19 protein-coding genes and 1 riboswitch are annotated in these 19,204 nt (G+C 42.5%); of the genes, 13 read left to right on the top strand and 6 right to left on the bottom strand.

Going from position 1 to position 19,204, the window contains the following annotated elements:
• Positions 1-65: 65 nt before the first annotated feature.
• From pruA to ED312_RS15685, 6 genes are all read right to left on the bottom strand, one after another.
• On the bottom strand, positions 66-1,691 hold the full coding sequence (pruA, locus tag ED312_RS15660) for an L-glutamate gamma-semialdehyde dehydrogenase (RefSeq protein ID WP_123216960.1): 1,626 nt from the start codon (positions 1,689-1,691) through the stop codon (positions 66-68).
• A 390-nt stretch (positions 1,692-2,081) separates the two neighbouring features.
• On the bottom strand, positions 2,082-2,477 hold the full coding sequence (gene msrB, locus ED312_RS15665; RefSeq protein WP_123216961.1) for a peptide-methionine (R)-S-oxide reductase MsrB: 396 nt from the start codon (positions 2,475-2,477) through the stop codon (positions 2,082-2,084).
• Positions 2,478-2,658: 181 nt separating this feature from the next.
• Entirely contained in the window at positions 2,659-3,204 is a 546-nt protein-coding gene (locus ED312_RS15670; protein WP_123216962.1) for a hypothetical protein, read from the bottom strand.
• A 10-nt stretch (positions 3,205-3,214) separates the two neighbouring features.
• Positions 3,215-4,084, bottom strand: coding sequence for an alpha/beta hydrolase (locus ED312_RS15675; RefSeq protein ID WP_123216963.1), 870 nt, complete (start codon positions 4,082-4,084; stop codon positions 3,215-3,217).
• Between the two features lie 89 nt (positions 4,085-4,173).
• Complete coding sequence (locus tag ED312_RS15680) at positions 4,174-5,490, bottom strand: voltage-gated chloride channel family protein (protein ID WP_123216964.1); 1,317 nt, start codon at positions 5,488-5,490, stop codon at positions 4,174-4,176.
• A 57-nt stretch (positions 5,491-5,547) separates the two neighbouring features.
• Positions 5,548-5,613: riboswitch (Fluoride riboswitch) on the bottom strand.
• 34 nt (positions 5,614-5,647) lie between these two features.
• Positions 5,648-6,847 carry a lactonase family protein gene (locus ED312_RS15685; RefSeq protein WP_123216965.1) on the bottom strand — a complete coding sequence of 400 codons (1,200 nt, stop codon included), beginning with the start codon at positions 6,845-6,847 and terminating at the stop codon, positions 5,648-5,650.
• A gap of 443 nt (positions 6,848-7,290) precedes the next feature.
• Here ED312_RS15685 and tssD (ED312_RS15690) point away from each other — a divergent pair, with 443 nt between their 5' ends.
• From tssD (ED312_RS15690) to ED312_RS15750, 13 genes are all read left to right on the top strand, one after another.
• Positions 7,291-7,677: a type VI secretion system tube protein TssD gene (gene tssD, locus ED312_RS15690; protein WP_123216966.1), complete on the top strand. Its 387-nt coding sequence runs from the start codon at positions 7,291-7,293 to the stop codon at positions 7,675-7,677.
• Between the two features lie 313 nt (positions 7,678-7,990).
• The gene (gene tssD, locus ED312_RS15695; RefSeq protein WP_123216967.1) at positions 7,991-8,386 is read left to right on the top strand and encodes a type VI secretion system tube protein TssD; all 396 of its coding nucleotides are present in this window, start codon (positions 7,991-7,993) and stop codon (positions 8,384-8,386) included.
• Positions 8,387-8,407: 21 nt separating this feature from the next.
• The gene (locus tag ED312_RS15700) at positions 8,408-9,244 is read left to right on the top strand and encodes a hypothetical protein (protein WP_123216968.1); all 837 of its coding nucleotides are present in this window, start codon (positions 8,408-8,410) and stop codon (positions 9,242-9,244) included.
• A gap of 5 nt (positions 9,245-9,249) precedes the next feature.
• A complete protein-coding gene (locus tag ED312_RS15705) occupies positions 9,250-10,143 on the top strand; it encodes a toxin-antitoxin system YwqK family antitoxin (RefSeq protein ID WP_148044312.1) in 894 nt (297 codons plus the stop codon).
• A gap of 139 nt (positions 10,144-10,282) precedes the next feature.
• The gene (locus ED312_RS15710; RefSeq protein WP_148044313.1) at positions 10,283-10,777 is read left to right on the top strand and encodes a hypothetical protein; all 495 of its coding nucleotides are present in this window, start codon (positions 10,283-10,285) and stop codon (positions 10,775-10,777) included.
• Positions 10,778-10,781: 4 nt separating this feature from the next.
• Positions 10,782-11,267, top strand: a complete 486-nt coding sequence (locus tag ED312_RS15715; RefSeq protein ID WP_123216971.1) for a hypothetical protein — start codon at positions 10,782-10,784, stop codon at positions 11,265-11,267.
• Between the two features lie 141 nt (positions 11,268-11,408).
• A complete protein-coding gene (locus tag ED312_RS15720; protein ID WP_123216972.1) occupies positions 11,409-13,199 on the top strand; it encodes a type VI secretion system Vgr family protein in 1,791 nt (596 codons plus the stop codon).
• Between the two features lie 11 nt (positions 13,200-13,210).
• Positions 13,211-14,665 carry a T6SS phospholipase effector Tle1-like catalytic domain-containing protein gene (locus ED312_RS15725; protein ID WP_123216973.1) on the top strand — a complete coding sequence of 485 codons (1,455 nt, stop codon included), beginning with the start codon at positions 13,211-13,213 and terminating at the stop codon, positions 14,663-14,665.
• An 8-nt stretch (positions 14,666-14,673) separates the two neighbouring features.
• Entirely contained in the window at positions 14,674-15,705 is a 1,032-nt protein-coding gene (locus ED312_RS15730) for a DUF2931 family protein (protein ID WP_123216974.1), read from the top strand.
• Positions 15,706-15,718: 13 nt separating this feature from the next.
• Positions 15,719-16,609 (top strand): hypothetical protein, encoded by an 891-nt coding sequence (locus ED312_RS15735; protein WP_123216975.1) that lies wholly within the window; start codon positions 15,719-15,721, stop codon positions 16,607-16,609.
• Complete coding sequence (locus tag ED312_RS15740) at positions 16,599-17,285, top strand: DUF4280 domain-containing protein (RefSeq protein ID WP_123216976.1); 687 nt, start codon at positions 16,599-16,601, stop codon at positions 17,283-17,285. The genes ED312_RS15735 and ED312_RS15740 overlap by 11 nt, the downstream gene beginning before the upstream one ends.
• A 2-nt stretch (positions 17,286-17,287) precedes the next feature.
• On the top strand, positions 17,288-18,448 hold the full coding sequence (locus ED312_RS15745; RefSeq protein ID WP_123216977.1) for a hypothetical protein: 1,161 nt from the start codon (positions 17,288-17,290) through the stop codon (positions 18,446-18,448).
• Positions 18,449-18,730: 282 nt separating this feature from the next.
• Complete coding sequence (locus tag ED312_RS15750; RefSeq protein WP_123216978.1) at positions 18,731-19,159, top strand: hypothetical protein; 429 nt, start codon at positions 18,731-18,733, stop codon at positions 19,157-19,159.
• Positions 19,160-19,204: the final 45 nt, after the last annotated feature.

Here is a 19,204-nt window from a genome sequence, read left to right on the forward strand (position 1 = left end):
AAAAAACCGCTGCGAATAAACACAGCGGTTATGGTATTGATTATGTGATTTTCAGATGATCGGGACTAGCCCAGAAACGGGTATCGGTAGTCTTCCGGAGACACAAAAGTTTCTTTGATAAGCCTGGGTGAAACCCAACGGAGAAGGTTGAGCATGGAACCGGCTTTGTCATTGGTTCCGGAAGCCCGTGCACCTCCGAATGGCTGCTGACCTACAACGGCCCCGGTAGGTTTGTCATTGATATAAAAATTACCTGCACTGTTTTCCAGGGCCTTGGTAGCTTCGTCTACGGCATAGCGGTCATTGGAGAAAACGGCACCCGTGAGCCCATATTCGGATGTCGTATCTACAAGCTGCAGGGCTTCTGCCCATTTTTCGTCTTCATAAATGTAAACGGTAACCACAGGCCCGAACAATTCCGTTGTCATGGTTTTGTATTTCGGGTTTGTCGTGAGGATGACAGTAGGCTGGATAAAATAGCCTTTGGATTTGTCGTAATTACCTCCTATGACGATCTCTGCATCCTGATCGGCTTTTGCCTGGTCGATATAACTGGCCAGCTTATCAAAAGAACCTTCGTGGATTACTGCAGTGATGAAATTATTCATATCTTCCGGAGACCCCATTTTAAAGGATTCCACATCGGCCTTCACGAAGTCGAGTACTTCCTGCGCTATGGATTTTGGAAGGTATACCCGGGATGCTGCACTACACTTCTGCCCCTGGAATTCGAAAGCTCCCCTGGAAATGGCTGTAGCCACCTGTTTGGGCCTGGAATTGGGGTGAGCGATAATAAAGTCTTTTCCCCCGGTTTCTCCTACGATCCTCGGATACGTTTTGTAAGTATGTATGTTAGACCCTATTTTGGCCCATATGCTTTTGAATACATTGGTAGAGCCGGTAAAATGTATCCCGGTAAAATCCGGACTGGCCAGCACGGTATCGGTGATCATTACGGGATCGCCGTAAACTACGTTGATCACGCCGTCCGGTACCCCGGCTTCCTTAAATACGTCTACGATAACTTTGGCTGAGAATATCTGGCTGTCACTGGGTTTCCATACCACAACATTTCCCATCATGGCCGCACTGGCAGGAAGATTTCCGGCAATAGCGGTAAAATTAAAAGGGGTAATGGCATAAACAAATCCTTCCAGCGGGCGATATTCCACACGGTTCCAGATACCTTCGGACGATTCCGGCTGGTCGTTGTATATCTGGGACATGTATTCTACATTGAACCTCAGGAAATCTATGATCTCACAAGCCGAATCTATCTCCGCCTGGTGGATATTCTTTGATTGCCCTATCATGGTTGCCGCATTCATTTTGGCACGATAAGGTCCGGCTATAAGATCGGCGGCACGTAAAAATACGGCAGCACGTTGTTCCCATGTAAGGGCGGCCCATTTTTTCCTGGCCTCCAGGGCATCGGCGATAGCTTTTTCTATATGTGATTTTTCGGCGAGGTGATATTGCCCTATTACATGCTGATGATCATGTGGCGGGGTGATAGACCTGGTGTTCCCGGTACGGATTTCTTCACTGCCTATGTACAGCGGAATATCTTCCGAACCGTTAAAGTAAGCTTTGTACTGATTTAGAACCTCTTCTCTTTCCGGGTTCCCGGGGGCATATGACTTTACGGGTTCATTGACCGCCACAGGAACGTGAAAAAAACCTTTTCCCATTTCTCTGATTAAATTTTAAGCGTTTAGTGTATCCTTTTAAATCCTGACCTCCGGTACAGGAATATTGTGTAAATGAACAATATGCGGTCAAAGGTAAGAAATACGAAAAGGTTTCGGGGGCATTTAACAAAGAATTTTTAGCTCAAAAAGGCAAGGCATCAGCGGCCGGAAAAACATGTGTCAATGTATGTTAAAAGATGGGGCTTTGTGGTAAACAGTACCGGAAGATCCCTGCTGAGGGACTAAAACTCTGCTTTCGGTAACACACCGGGATTATTACAGCATTTTAGTAATACGGAACACTCTACTTTGATTATCAGATTACTGTGTTGATCCGTACTGTCCGAATACTTCAATCTGTACCTTTTTTTGATAGGGATTTAGTCCGGGTTATTTAAAATCCAGGCTGGCCGAATTTACGCAATATCTCACCCCGGTCTCCGTAGGCCCGTCATCGAAAATATGGCCCAGGTGCCCGCCGCAGTTGGCGCAGCGTATTTCGGTTCGGATCATACCATGTGAAGTGTCTTTCAGGTATTCTATGCTTCCGTCTATGGCCTGGTCAAAGCTGGGCCAGCCACAGTTGCTCCGGAATTTATGTGCACTTTCAAACAAGGAGGTGTTACAGGCGGCACAGCAATACGTTCCATTTTCAAAATGCAGGTTGTACTTTCCCGAATGCGGAAATTCGGTGCCTCCCTGTCTCAGCACCCAATAAGCTTCACGGGAGAGTTCGGCTTCCCATTCTTCTTCGGGTTTGGTTATGGGATAATCTTTGTCTGGCATGGTAGTGGGTGGGATTGGAGTTTTTAATTTAGGGAGTGGGATTATTTATCCAATAGAAAAGGGCAATTATCCTGTTATTTTTGTGTACATGGATAATGCCCCTGTCTTTAAATTATAATTTTAAAATCTTGGTTCTTGTGATTCTTCTTGGAAAACTAAGGTTAATTGGATTATTATGACCTTAATTTTTAAGGTTTAATCGTTCTATCTTATCTATTTTAAGAGAATTCATAACCTCTTCCATATTGTTTTTATTTAAACCAGCTTCGGGGGCCCAGTCATTAGGTAGAATGATAAATCTAAAAATTTGATCTTGTGTGTACCCTGCTTCCAGGTCAGAAATATTAAATTCACTGGTAATCCGGACTTCGGCATCCAGTTGAGCATGGGAAAAACCATATTGAAAAGATCTACCTTCCCCATCATAAGCTGTTAATGGAAGTAATTCCCAGCCGTTTACGATGTTTCCTTCTACATCTCTTAGATCCCCATAACGATAAATAAGCAGACCATCCTGTTCTAAAATATCAAAATTTGTATATTCTTCCAATGCAAAGGGAGCACTATACAGATTAAATTCAGATTCATAAGCGAAATCTACGCCTTCAACCTCAAAAACCTGTCCCTGTAAACCATCCAATCCATCTTCACCGGGAGGTCCCTGATCTCCTTCACATGAAACAAAAACCAAGGTGCTGACTAATACTAATGCAAGAATTTTTTTCATCGCTTTTGTTTTAAATTTGGATAAAGGTAATAATTTTCTCTATCACCCGGGCATCTCCGAGGATTTTTCTGTGTCCGAGGCCTTTGGTGATCATCAGCTCGCCTTGACTCAGGTTTTGCAATATGTTTTGAGCGGCACTGACCGGTACGTCCTGGTCCTCTTCATCGTGAAGTATCAATACGGGAATATCTACTTCCCGTGCGGCTACACTGGCGGAGAGGTCGTTGATATCAAAACCTACACGTTTGTCAAACGAGGTTTTCAGGGCATGACCTATTTCTTCCTTTAACCCCAGGGCCTTTACAAAATCGACAGCGATATCGGATACCATGTCCCCGGCGCCTATGATCACCAGTTTACGGGTTTTAAGCCCTTTTTTTACGGCATTGAGGACGGTCATCCCTCCCAGGGAGTGCCCGATGGCGATATCGAAAGGGCCGTATTTCTCTTCCAGGAATAGTGCGGCATCAATAAATTCGGACATATTGGACGTTTTTCCTTCCGCTTTGCCATGCGCCGGGGCATCGAAACTTATTATGGCATATCCCGCTTTCCGGAGTGCATCGGCGATCTTTACGAGTTGTGTTCCCCTGCCGCTCCAACCGTGGACCAGGAGCGCTTTTTTGGTGCCGTTCCCGTATTCATAAACCATGATTTCCTTGTTGAGGACAGGGACGATTTCACGCGTTTGCTTACTTTCCTCATCCATATGCTGTTCCCGTTTCGGGAGCCTGTATTTGAGAGGAGAAGTAAACAGTTTGGTGGCAAATTTTGTAGCAAGGGCAGGGGAGAGCGATTGCAGGAATTTCCCGGTATATTTTATGGTACTCGGTATTTCTGCAGACTGCCGGTATCCGTTATTATTTGCTTTATTTTCCATAAATAAGTGGTTACAGGATGCAAGTTAGCGTATTGTTTTCAGGATACCATATCATAGCGGGAGGTTTAACAATCCGTGTTGTCGGATGTTTATTGTTTGCCGGATTTCTTCTTGTGTTTTTGATCTATTTCGGTAAGCGTTTTTCCCCGGTCGCGACCGTAAAACAGGTGTTTTGGGCTACCGATGACCTGTGCGGAATAAATACCGGAATGCCCGGAAAAGAGGTAGGCCGTTACACAGGCAATGGCTATAAAAGCCCCGCCTTCAATACCAAATAACTCAATTCCCATGATGGTACAGGCTATAGGGGTATTTGTAGCCCCGGAAAATACGGCTACGAATCCCATTCCGGCCAGTAGTGCTGCCGGTAACGGAATGAAGAAGGATAAAGCATTTCCGAGTGTGGCGCCTATAAAAAAGAGCGGTGTAACTTCACCTCCCTTAAACCCGGCCCCAAGTGTAAATGCGGTAAAGAGTATTTTTAGCAGAAAGTCGTAGGGAGGGAGTTCCGTTTCAAAGGCGTCGACTATTGTAGGTATTCCCAAACCGATATATTTGGTAGTACCCATAAGATAGACCACAACGGCAAGAACGACTCCCCCGATCACGGGCCGTAACGGTGGATATTTTATATTGGAACCGAACAGATCACTGAAAAAGTGCGTGGACCGGGAAAACAGCAATGCAGCAAGGCCGAAGACGATCCCGGCAAGTATGGCCCAGATAAGAAAAGGAAACTCCATTTCGGGGATGATGTCAATATGATAATGCGTATGTCCCACCTGCAACCGGCGGCAGGTATAATCCGCTATAACCGCAGTGATAAAACTGGGAAGCAGGGCTTCGTACCGCATTCTCCCGATGACCAGGACTTCCAGGGCAAATATAGCCCCGGCAAGCGGAGTTCCGAAAACCGAGGCAAAACCGGCGCTTATACCGATGACCAATAGTATTTTGCGATCTCTTGGCCGCAGCCGGAATATTTTTGTAAACTGGTCGGCAATGGCGCCACCCATCTGCACCGCAGTGCCTTCACGTCCGGCTGATCCACCGAAAAAGTGTGTGGCAACGGTACCGAATAAGACCAAAGGAGCCATTTTTAGCGGTATGATCTGCCTGGGAGTGTGGAATTCTTCCAATAACTGGTTATTTCCTTTTACCACATCCTGCCCCCAATAATGATAACTGAGCCCTATGAGCAATCCTCCGAAGGGCAGTAACCATATGATCCACGTATTGGCCTCCCGGAAATCCGTAGCCCAGTTGAGCGAAAACAGCAGCAGGGCCGATGCCGATCCGGCCAGAATACCCACCAATGCGGATAATACGATCCATTTACCGATAAAGAAAAGGGAGGGGAATTGTTCTACGGAACGCAGTTTTCTGGAAACTTCTTGTCGTGTCATAAAAATGGCCTGTTATACATTAAAATATTTCCGCCGGTCACATACCAGGTGACGGTCGGGATAACAGGCGCCATCATCCCTGTAAAAGGGCGGTTTACGGCAGACACCATTGCCTCTGATTCTAAATAAAGCACAAAAATAATTAAAATCCCCGGATCTACGGATAAAATTTAATGCAGACCGGTGAATTAACATCCAGTTCCGTTTCAAAGGAAAGTTTGCCGGTTTCCTGGTCAATGGCAAACTGCACGATATTCCCCGAGTCCTGGTTAGCGGCGTAGAGCTGCTTTCCGGAGGGGTGTATGGCAAAATTCCGTGGTGTCTTTCCTTTGACTGGCTGATGTTGTACCGGGGAAAGTTTTCCGTTTTCCTGATCTATGGCATACACCACAATGCTATTGTGCCCGCGATTGGAACCATACAGGAATTTCCCGTTGGGATGTACATGGATATCGGCCGCACTGCTTGATTCATTAAACCCTTTGGGAAGCGTAGAAATGGTCTGGATTTCGGAAAGCAGGCCTTTTTCCGCCTCAAAAGAAAAAGCATTGACCGTATTGTTGAGTTCATTGATGAGGTAGACATACTTGCCATTGGGATGAAAAACGAGATGTCTGGGCCCTGCACCGGGAGCGGCAGATACAAAGCCATTGGAGAGAGGGAGCAGCTTATTCTCTTCCCGGTCTATTTCAAAACTCCATATCTTATCGCTGCCGAGATCAGGGACAAAGACAAAACGGTTGTCGGGAGATATGACTACCGAATGCGGGTGCGATTCCGATTGCCTGTCCTTATCCGGTCCCGAGCCGTGTAATTGTACAGTGTCGGCTGAGGATAATATGCCTTTTTCACCACGCGTATACATTTTAACCACACCGCCGACATAATTCACCACAAATACATACTTCCCTTCGGAATCCAGGTTTACATAGCAGGGAGCTTTGGCATCCGTGGACAATTTCTGGAGAAAGACCGGGTTTTGAAATTCGTCCAGTCCGTATACGTAGAGCGCGCCGGTTTCCCCCTCACTGGCAACTTCGCTCACTGCATATAAATTTTTTTTGTCCGGGGAAATGGCCAGATAAGAGGGGTTTACCACTTCCGCGGCTACGGATTCCCTTTCCAGTTTGCCGTTTTCATCATCCCGTTGCAATAAATAAACTCCTTTTGCCTGGCCGTCAACATGACCTTCTTTGCGGGTATATGTTCCCACAAAGGCATAAGAAGCTTCCTTTGGTTCTCCTGTTTCCGGGGATTGTTCCGTTTTGTCCGCGGAAATGCCGGATTCTTTCTTCTTGTCCTTGCAGGCCAGGAGACTCATGGTACATATCAGGAATATCAAAGTTTTTTTTAACATCGCATCGGGTTTATAAATCGGGTTGAGGTTTCAGGTGATTATATTATTTGTTGACATGCATTGCAGTGTAACTACGAATGAATTTTTGTTTTCCGGGCACTCTTGTTCAATGCCCCTTTATTTTCAAAAGTAAATATTTTTTACAAATGTACGGTCTTATCTTATCGGACCTTTACTCACTAAGTGAGATTTAAATGCTCCGATGCTTGCGTCGAAAAACAATCTATGGTTTCCGCCTTATGCCTCGCGTCCCGATAATTATCGGGATTGCCCCGAGGTAGTTGACTAATATTTCCTAACGGTTAATTCTTACATGAAAGGGGAAAATACCTCATATTTAGTTGTGTAGTAGCATTATGTTTAATATCTTGCGGATGTAAATAATTCAATATTTGATTTGGTATATCTTTTTATTTAACCTTAATTTTTAAAATTTAGTTAGTATGTCATTCAAAGCAACTTTAAGCGTAGGCGGTAAAAAAGTAAATATTTTGAGCGCCAATTATGACCTGGCACAGGAAGTTGATGCCACGGGACGTCCTTCTTCCGTTACACGCGGAGGCAGGATTTATCTGACCGTCGAATCCACCGGAGACTCTTTCTTTTTTGAGTGGATGACCAACAATTTTGAGCGTAAAAATGGTGTGATCACCTATATTAAGCGCGATACGGATGCCAAACTCAGGGAAGTTCACTTCACCGAAGGCTATCTTGTAAAATACAGAGAAAATTTTGAAGCAGCAGGAAGGAATCCCTTAACGGAAACCTTTACCATTTCGTGCCGTGTTATCGCCAGTGGAGGCGGGGAACACATGAACGAATGGGTATAACCTGTCCCCCGATCTGATATTTTTGTAATATAAGATCAAATCGAATGTTGCAAAGGGGGGGTGAAAGCTGCCCCTTTATTTTTTTTATTCAGCCCTCTTTCCCAAGCAATACTGATTCAGGAGGATTCCGGAATATCCCTTCCGCGTTTCCGATGTACAGATAGCAATATATGCTGTTAAAATGTTGTGTGCCGGAAGTTCTGTATATAAACCGGTATGAAAAAAACATTGTTAACAGGTACACAAATATGATGTACAACAGTATGTAACGATCGGTATATTATTAAAAAAATGTTTTAACACCTTTCATACCATGAGTTTTTTGTCAAAATTTGTCATAGACGGCCAGGAAATGAATGTGCTGGATTATGAGATCATATTCGATCAGGATTCGGATATCAGTGATAAACCGTCTTCCGATCCCCGTGGCGGAAAGATACGCCTGGTGGTAGAATTGACCAGGAGTACGATGCTTTACGAATGGATGATAAGCAGTTCGCAAACCAAGAACGGCAGGATTATCTTTTACAAACGGGATGCGCTGAGCAAGCTTCGGGAGGTGGAATTCAAACACGGGTACTGCCTGAATTACCGGGAACGGTTTTCGGCAGACAGTGACAGGCCCCTGCGGGTGCAGATTGTGATCTCCGCCAAAGAAATAGTAATTAACAGTATTCCGTTTACCAAAAACTGGGCCCTTAGGACATAACATTACTTTAATAAACAAATTATGAACGATGCCCTGGCACGCAAGTTACTCTGTATAGCAGCCGACCATCACAAGAAACCGATGCTGATGACGGGAAGTCGTCATGTTCGGCCGGATATTTTTTTGGGAGAACAGGACGAAGAAGATTATATGGAAGAAGGAGGCGGTATTATGGAGGACAAGACCAGCATCATGAACAGTAAGTACGACAGTGACAATGGTGAGATAGGGGTCATTGAACTGGAAGAAGTGATCGTAGTTGCCCCCCGGAAACTGAACAGGTGGCAGGTTGTAAAACTGGAAATACGGGTAAATGGCCGGGATATGGTCAACGATATAAGAAATGATGCCAAGCAGCTGGGACGATGGCTAAAGAATTGCCTTTCCGGCCCCATGAGCCTTCGGGGTAACCACATGTCGCGGGGTATCGGGGGGATGGGAATTCAATTTATATCTTCACAGGGAAAATCCGGGTTGACGGACACACCTGTAGCGGCGCCCGGTGTTGAAGTGATCACCCATAATGTGGATGCCTGGTGGGACCCTTTTATGATGTTATGGGGACCATCTTTCCCGGTAACCAATAGCACCCCTATGGTTCCGGATGCTGAAGGGACTGACCTTTGGCATGGAAACGGGAAGATGGAAAATTATGAGATTCTACATAAAACTTTTGGACAATTGAGATCAGGAACCAGATATGGAGTTAATAATCCTGATTTTGGGGGTATAGGTGAATCGTATCCTACCAAGGATGAAGAACAGGCTAAAAGGGATTCAGCAAGATTCCATAATACAGGGCTTTTTAAAGACGGTACTATTGGTATCAAGAGAGATACTATAAGGAAAAAAAATTAAACATTATGAAACTAACTCTATTATTTATTTTTCTTATGCTCTATTCTTGTAGTAATAAGAAGGTAGAGTGTCTTAAGGACGGAAAAGGGAAAATAATTTATACTTTAAAAAATGGAACATATCACGGTGAGTACAAGGTATACGATAATACAGGGGAAATAAAAGAAACACATATTTATAAACAGGGACGTAAAAAAGATTCATCGGTTTACTATACCCGGGAAAGTAATATAGATTATATTGATTATTATAGGGATGAAGATAGTATATGGAGAAAAAATTTTCATAAAAACGGAAAAATTAAATCCGAGGGAAAAATAATTCATGAAGGCTTCCCGATAGGAGAATGGAAATATTACAATGAAGAAGGTGTTTTGCAGGAAATAAAGGAAATTAAGAATATCGGGGGGAAACCTCATTTAAACCGGAATTGGTTTTTTGATAGTAAGGGAGATACTATTCCTAATAAAAGTAATTATTATACGATACAATATGACAATGATACAATTTCTTTAGACAGGCCTATTCAGGCAGTTATTAGTTTAAAGGAACCTTTGTTTAAGGATAAAAATTCAATGGTCATGGTGGTAGTACCAAAAGATCATTCGAAAAATTTTAATAAAGATTTTTCAAATATAGAAGAAGTTGAAACGGATACAACTCGTAATCTGAATATAGAAACGGATATAAAAAAGGCATTTAAGATGGAAGGAAATTATCCCTGGACCGTAATTTTTGGGCGATATTATGATACTCCGGGCCCAAAGAAATTCAGGGGGATTATTGTAGAATATTACTATACAGAGAACCATGTACCGGATTCATTAAATCATAACTATTATGAGCATAGAAGTTATTTTGAAAAGGATGTATACGTAAAGGGAAATACTATAGAATAAGTTTGTTTATGTAGTATTACCTATGAAGGAAATCAGATATAGGACAGAATAGAAAGTATAAAAGTATGGGGATCGTAAAAAGAAAAATAGATTTCTTAAACGAAATATGGTGAGTAATACAAATATTTTCAGGAAAATAATGCTGGTAGTATTTTTATTAGGTGTAGCTTCTTGTAATAGAAAATCACATCATAAAAATACAGTTGACACTGCTGAACAAGAAATTGAAAAGACTGAAGAATTTGTGATTGTTGATTTTCCCGATACTGTTACCGTAGGACAGGGACTCATACAAGGAAAATTATGGTATAACCTTGTATCAAGATTAGATACTATCAGGCCTTCTAATATTGATAAAAGATATGTTTTCCTTCATATTGCGATTGACCCCAAAGAGGATTTTATAAGCCTGGAAGAAATAAAAAAAACAGAACATTTTATATACGAGGATACTCTGGGACATGGTTACTTTTCATTTGAAGCAGTATTTACTAAGCCCGGGAATAATTTGCTGAATGGAGTTGTTGAGGATATTATTATCCAAAAAGGTAAAGATAAGGATGGAAATGTGAGAATGAGAACTAATGAAACCCTTATTTCCAAGAATGTATTTGTAAAGGATACTATACATTAATACAATGAAAGGAATAAAAGACAATAGCCCCATTGTTTATTATATATTTTTAAGTGGATTCCTGCTATTCTCTTCATGTAATAACAAAACAAAGAAGAAGGAAGAAAAGAATTCCACATCCCAAATAGAAATTAAGCTTCCTGATTCTTTACAAATGAATACGGAAATGGAAGGTGAGATCATATATCGCTCGGATTTTGATACTGTACGCTTGAAAAACGGAGAAAAAAGATACATATACCTGTATTTATCCGAAGGAGATAGTCCTCTGTCGGATTTTCGGGAATTAAAAAAACAGGAGATGGACACCTTTGTGCCGATCAATGATGAGCATTTGATCCCGGTCTATAATATAGTATTTGAAAAATCTGGTAAGAAATTTATTAATGGAGTACTTGTAGACCAGATATTTAAGAATGAGGAAGAGGGTAATGTGAAAATTACCACCTTGGAGACGAAAGTTATCCATCCTATTGTCATTTATGATTAAGAGTATATAAAGGAAGAATAAGAAAAAATATTGGTTTTTAAAATAACAGAAGCTTAAGATAAACAGAGTTTTACCCCGACCTGTATCAGATAACAGAAATAAACCGAATATATACCTATACTTTAACTAAAAACACAGGCTATGGCAACCCAGACCAGTGTAACGATCCGCATAGATGGTGAGGACATTATAGAATTCGATAACCTGGAAATAAACCAGCAGGTAAACGGCCATCATACTTTTTCCTTTGTGGAGGTATTCCACAAGGGGTTTTCCGAAAATGCCCTGGACAGGATGCAACATTATATCGGGGGTACCGTCCATGTGGAGATCACCCCAAAAAACTTCGGAGAAGGGGATGCACACATATTCCGTGGTGTGGTAACCGATGCCAGCCTGGCCCGCGCAGGGGGGGATGCGGGCGGCATTGTCATTTCCGGGCATAGTCCTACCATCTATATGGACGGTGTGCCCAACACCAGGAATTTTGTGGGGGAAAGTCTTGGCAAGATCATCCATGAAGCTACCCGGCTACACACGGGAAAGGTACAGTTTACTCAGAATGCGGATGATGAAGCACTGGATTATATCGTGCAATATAAAGAAAGCGACTTTAATTTTTTACGTCGTCTTGCGCAGAAAAAAGGACATTGGTTTTATTTCAACGGCGAAGAACTGGTATTCGGCCGGCCGAAAGGCAGGCAGATTTCCCTGGAATACGGGCATACCCTGGAAGAGTTTGATATCAGGGTCAGTGCGAGGCCGCTCGGCTTTCAGTATACCGGGTATGATGCTACCTCGGCAGAGATACAGCACGCCAGGTCTTCCGAAATAAGCCACAATTCGCAGGGGCTTTTGCAGAACATGGTGGAAGCTTCGGAAAAAATGTACCCGGGAGGAGAATCGGAATCGTTTTATCATCACCCCCTTGCCGAAGGCAATGCCCGGAGCCACCTGCTGAGTAGGGTAAAGACCCAGCTTCAGGGGAGAGTGTCCCGCCTCGTGCTGGCGACAGGCATATCGGAAGATACACGCTTTCACGTGGGAGATATTATAGGGATCAAAGAACCCAAATTCGGCCTGACACAAAATCCCAAAGACCTGGTACAGGAAAAATACTATGGCAATTATTACGTAACCTCCTTAACACATCACTGCGATGGCAAAGGAAATTACAGTAACGAATTTACTGCGGTGCCCGATTCTGTGGAAGTACCGCCTTATACTAATATTTTCACACCTCCCGTGGCCGAGACACAGTCGGCAGTAGTAACCGATAATAGCGATCCCATAGGATTGGGGAGGGTGAAGGTGAAATTTCACTGGAATTACGAAAGCCCGTGGATACGTATGGTACAGCCTCACAGCGGGGGAAACAAAGGTTTTTACTTTATACCCGAAGTGGGAGAGGAGGTGCAGGTGGCATTTGAAGGAGGTAATGCCGAGAAACCCTATATTACAGGCACCCTGTATAATGGAAAACAGTCCAGCGGGTATGCCACGGCGGAAAATGATTTAAAAGTGATCCACACCCGCAGCGGTCATGTTATAAAGCTCAGCGATGCCAAGGGAGCGGAAAGCATTACGATTACGGATAAGAACAGGAATGTCATTTTTATAGATACCGTGGGAAACAACATAGATATTACCGCCAATGAAACGATGACGCTGAATGCGAAAAACATGCAGATCAATGTAGAGGAAGACCTGGAGATCCAAGTGGGAAATAACAAATCGGAAATTGTGACCAATGACAATGTGTTCAGGGCTAATAATAATGATATCAAGGTAAACGAGGAAATCAAGGTATTGAGCACTACCTATAAACAACAGGCACAGGAAATAATAACAGATACCAGCGGGGAGATAAAAACCAACGCAGGAGGACTGATCACTATTGCCAGCGCCGAAGGAGTGGATTACGGAGAATAATAATTAGTGTTATGAAAAACGCCAACGCTACCATTTTATTAACCGCGGAAAGGGCAGGAGTCCCGGAACAGGAAACCCGGCAGGTGCTGAGTGGTGTAAACGTTCAGACTTCCAAAGTATATGTCGGGAAAGCCAATTATGAAGAAAACCTGTCCGAAGATGCTGTAAATGTTACGGTCGGGGTATTTTTTGACGGTACCTGGAACAACCGTAATAATACGGATTCGAGGCTGGAACACGAAAAAAGAGAAAACAACCTGTCTTTTGATGCCGGGCTTGCAGACAGGTATATCGAAGGGCAGAACAGTTTTGAAAATTACTATTCCAACGTAGCCCGGCTCGAACCTTTCTATGAAATTAAAAACGAGGAAAAGCAAAAGCAACTGGCTATCTACATAGAGGGAATAGGAACGGAAGATTTTGAGAAGGATACGACTTTCGGCGGTGGTTTCGGGACCGGTGATGCCGGGGTACGGGCCAAAGTGGTGAAAGCCTGTGAAAAAGTGGTGGAAAATATAGGCAGAAGAAATCTTTTCGAAATTGACCTGTTGGTCCTTGATACCTACGGATTTAGCAGGGGTGCTGCCGCAGCACGTAATTTTGTGCATGAAGTAACCCAAAAGGAAGGAGATGTAAAACAGGTTATTCAGGGTAATCCCCGTACACCTCCACGGATCATAAGGTATGAGGTAGATAACGGGGCATTGGGAGAAGCACTTGCAGCAGAAGGGATTACCGCCAAAATGATCGTAGTCCGTTTTGTGGGATTATATGATACAGTGGCTTCCTATGGGCTGATTCACAGTAACGATACCCGCGAACTGAATCTCGATGCCATAAAAAAATCAAGAAGTACCTTTCAATTAGCGGCCGCCGACGAGCACAGGGTGAATTTCAGTCTTACCAATATAGCCAGTGCCGGGGGAAAAGGTACGGAAAAAGTTTTACCGGGAGTACATTCCGATATCGGAGGCGGTTATGAAGACAATGCGGACGAAGAACGTTTTCTCAACAGGAATGCTTCCATTTCCAACCTGGAACAAGACCGTCAGTTTTTAATTGAACAAGGGTGGTATCTTCCCGAAGAGATAAGTATTAATACTTTCTGGGGAAACCTGAACGGGAACAGGATCGGGATCAGCAGCAGGTACGGGGATATTCCGTTACACATCATGGCAGAATACAGTATGGAGAAAAAAGTGGCCGTGGAAATGTCAAAATTAGGCAGAAAACATCCCGTAATCAGTGAATTAAACGGAGTGAAGTCCCGCCTGGATGCCTATATAAGCGGAGAGCAGGGGCCGATGTCTTTTGAAAATGAACAGGACAGGGAAACATTGCGATGGCTGAGGAACAGGTTCCTGCATTTTTCGGCCTATTACAGTAACTGGCTTCCGGGACCTACGTCTGTTATGAGGCCAAACTGGGAGAACGGACAAAGACAACGCGTAATACATAACGGATAAGAGTGGGGATGAACATAATACGCAATATCATTTTAGTAACAGTGATAACAGGGATACTTTCCTGTACAAGCCAGACAACCATGGAAAAATATGAATGGATACCTTCGGTATGCGCACCGAAGAATTACCCTATGGAGGTATATAAAGGAACTTTTTATTACGGGGACGGCTCTTCGGTGCGTGTTCCCGCCGGCCATACCCTGGGCGCGAAAAACGGACAGGACTGGGGAATGCCCGGGCCGTCACATTACTCGGATAATGATAAGAGGGAAGTTCCCGGTTTTTTTAATATCACCTGGCTGTCTTATCGCGAAAACACATTTTATACGGGCCGTTTTAAACTTCCCGAAGAAAAGATCGCAAAACTGTTCCAGGAAGGTTTCGAAGACCGGAATGGGAAGAAGAAGACTTATGATGTTATTAATGTGGGAATGGCTCCCGGAGGAAAAGTTGCCGTATGGATGGCCGGAAGCGGGAAGAAGGTTGAAATAGGATGGTTCCGGGCTAAAGATACGGTGATAGCAAAAGAAGATTTTATGCCCGATTCCGTAGTGTCTTTAGAGGAACATATCCGGAGCACAATAGAAGAAGATGTAGAAGATAGCATTCGGAAAGAACCGGTTCCTGCGGAACGTTGGGACACCTACAGAAAACGTTATTCATGGCATACGGAAATGGAGTTTTCCGGACAGGATGAAACAGTCTCCGAGATGCTCATAACTTATTATAACGGGGAAGACCTGTTTACTACGGGAAATAATCCGGAGATTGTATCTTATGAAGAAAGAGCACTGCCAAACCATATCCTGGCAACCTGGCAGAATAATAAAGGTGACCGCTACAGAATGAAAGCCTATTTTGATGAAGAAGAGATATTCGAAGCCTTTAAAAAAGCCTTTGCAGAGAACAAAGAAGACCAGGTACAACTGGTGATACGGGTTGAAGAAGGAAATACCGGTGCCCGCCTGTTTCTCAGAGGAGAACAGGAAGAAATCCCGATAAAAAAGGCAGATGTAAAGGTATACCCGGTTTCCGGATAAACAACAACGTCCCATGAACCTGACCAAATCCAGAGAAACTTCTTATGTGCTCCGACTCCATACGGAGCCGGGAATACGCGGTTATGAGGCCTGGATAAAAACCCGGATCAAAAAGGGAGAACGCTCCTTTTTTTCCGGAATAAAGGCGGAGTATTCCCTGGAATGTAAAGGTTTTTTTAATACGGAAGCGCTGAGGTACCGGTTGAAGTGTGAAAAACAAATACCCGTAGATTCCAAGGGGTTCCCTGTTAAAAAGGTCTCAAAAGCCATGCAGATAGCTTTGCAGCTGGGCAGCGTTAATAATGACCTGACTTTTCAGGTAAGTCCCGGATTGAAGATATTGCGTTTGGAAAATACCGCAGAGGTCAGGGAAAAATGGAACAGGATAAAGCCGGACCTGGAGAAACGTTACCCGGACCTGAAGGAGTATATAGCCGATTATGAATGGCAATTAAAGGAGGACAATATACAACGGTGTTATACGGAAGATACTTTTTACCGTTTTTTGTTCCCGGACATATTCGACAAAGCACATTCGGAATATTTCACCACGAACCGGGAATTTGTACTTCACGATGCAGTTGAAGGACTTTCGTTACCTGTTTTATGGCAGGGAAAACTAAAGGATTTTTACCGTATTCTGGATACCGGGAAACTGGAGTTCCGGGGAGAGTTACAAACGGACCATCCGAAATTCCCGGGAAAAAAACTGAACCTTCTGGTCGGTAGCCTGGCGGATGAAGGAAGTCAGCATGCATTGTCGTTTGACTATTCCGGGCATTACGACCTTAAACCGAAGTCCGGGAGGATAGAAGGAGGAGAAGTGAAAACCCTGGTGACCATAGGGAACATTTACAGAAAAGAAACCGAAACCCGTTTAAAACTATTGAGAGATGAGCGATAAGATCTATGTATGTGACGGAGCAGTATTACAATGCGATCAGGGTTTTACTCCTGCCGAACTCAAGGTGACCGAAAACCGTAAAATAAGAGTGCAGGGAAAACTCAAGGCTACAGATATGGACAGGCAGGTACCCAAAACCTTCGGAAAGTGCAAATTGAAGCCTACTAGCAGTGATTATCTGCCATGTGTGCCTGCATTGCAAAAATGGACAAAGACCAGTAAAAAGACCACTCTGGGCAAAAACAAAAAGTTCCTGTTTCACGATTCCGAATGTATGTGCAGCACGGGAGGAAAAATTACCATTACCGATCCGTTGCAGGTAGACAGTGCCGGAAGCGTAGCAGAAGAATTTATACAAATAGCCCGGATGCTTCCGGGAGCGATATTAGGTGCCGACCATGCTCCTAAAGTGGTGGAGAGTTATTGGATGGATGAGGAGGCTTCCCGAAAAATAAAGAATTCAGAGTACGGGGAGAATGCCTGTTTTTTCGTGCGCACGGAAAATATAGACACCGGAGAAACTCTGGAGATAGAAATGACAGATAAAGAGAGACAGGACTTAGACGATGGACGGCAACAAATAATTTATTCCGGGATAGTACAGGCGGATGGTACCGCAGAATTACAATCTATAAACATAAATAAGATCTGGCAACAAACTGAAAAAGAAACATAACAATGGCGAGGACTTTGGTAATAAATAAAATAAGGGGCGGAGGACGGGAGTTTGAGGTTAATGAAGAGTTGCAAATATCATCGACACTTAAGAAGTTCCTGGTTCATTTTAGGCGACCAAGTAATTATCAGGGAGAATATGGTTTTGATTGGTTAAGGGATGAATATATTTATCCTATAGAAAAGGTTACTAATGATAATAATGGCTATCCTATAAATGCACCTACTCCACTATGTTTGAATCCTTCTGCTCTTAAAGAAGAGTATAGTAAAACAGATATTGTTAATCCGATTTCCCCTTATGGTGTGGAATATTATCCGGCATGGCTAGCTATTTTTCCTCATACTACTACAGCTCAGTTTGCACATGGGTCACGTATGCACCGTAATGGAGTTAACTTAGATCTTGAAATTGAAGAATTGGAATCATTAACGAGTGATGATACAGAAATTATATTCGAATCAGGAAATACTAATCTCATTGTCTTTCCGGAGAAAATTGCGTTAAAGAATCTAATAAGTGTTAAACAAACAAAAAAACTTGGAGGTAATAATATAAGAGACTTTTATCTGGCAGAGAAGGCAATAAACATAAAATCACAAAATGCATCTTTAAATGAGCATGTGGAAATAAAAGTATTTGCAAAGTTAGGAAAGCAAAAGGAAGAAGTGGGAAAGCTAATGGTTTATAAAAATAATATCATACCAAAAGCAGAAATCGTTGCGGTTAATGTAATTACCGAAAATTCAAAAGCCAGTCTAAGAAATGATTATCAATTCCTGTTCAAAAACCAGTCTTTTAATCAGGCATTGATAAGAGCCGAAGTTAAAGTAGATACTCATTTTGATATAAAAAGTTTACCCATTTCAGATCAAGATGTAATTGCTTTTAAAAATAACTACTTAAATACCTCTTCCAATATTGGGGTGGGAAGATCTGACTCATTTAAAAAAGATTTGATTACTCTGTATGAAAAATTCGGGAAACATTCTCCTGCCAATAACTCTATGATAGACAGTAATGCAAATAAACGTACTTATTTGTTTTACACAACCATAAGGGCTCAGGATAATATTCCTGGTGGAGGATGGCAGAGAATTCAGGGAACTTGTTCTGCCGAGAACAATTATGATTCCAACGGCAATTTAACAGGTATAATCTAGGGGAATGCTTATGTGATTTATGCCACAGCACTTTAGGAAAAAAGAACCGTATTACATGAAGCAGCACATTCTTTTTCTCTAACTCATACATTTCAGGAAGGAACCATAAAAGCCCCTCATATATTTTATAAAGGTTTTACAGATAATATAATGGATTATGTAAATCAAGTAGGGGTTTCTACTCGAAATCCTTTTGAAACCAACGATAAAATGAATTCGTTTTTCAAATGGCAATGGAATATCATGCGCAAAGATAGAAGTCTGATTTTTAATTATTGAAATATGCAATATTACATCACTTTAATTTTTTTTCTGGCCGGATCTTGTTTTCAGATGAATAAAACTGATAATACAGATGCCGTGATTGTACAAAAGAAGGTGACAAAAATTACTTGTTATCTAATTACCCTGGAAGGAGAATATAAAATATATACTTTAGAAAAGGATTATATATATATCCCTTCCAAAAATCCACAAAAAATAACTTTAACACAGGAAAAAGCATGGGAAGTCCCGAAGGAAATTATGTCAACAGATAAGAAATATGGCTGTGGGACATGTACGGATCAAATAGACTATAAGTTTATTTTTGAAAGTAATGACACGAGTCAAACAGTCTGGGAAATAGATCCGGGATCCAGACCTGTTCCGGATTTTGATGATTATTTTGATATTTTAATTGAGATGTATAATGAAGTGGTAAATAATTAATTTTTTGGAATGTTACAAAATGTATTGAATAAATAGAAGAAAATA

It is taken from the genome of Sinomicrobium pectinilyticum (assembly GCF_003725735.1).
GTDB lineage: Bacteria > Bacteroidota > Bacteroidia > Flavobacteriales > Flavobacteriaceae > Sinomicrobium > Sinomicrobium pectinilyticum.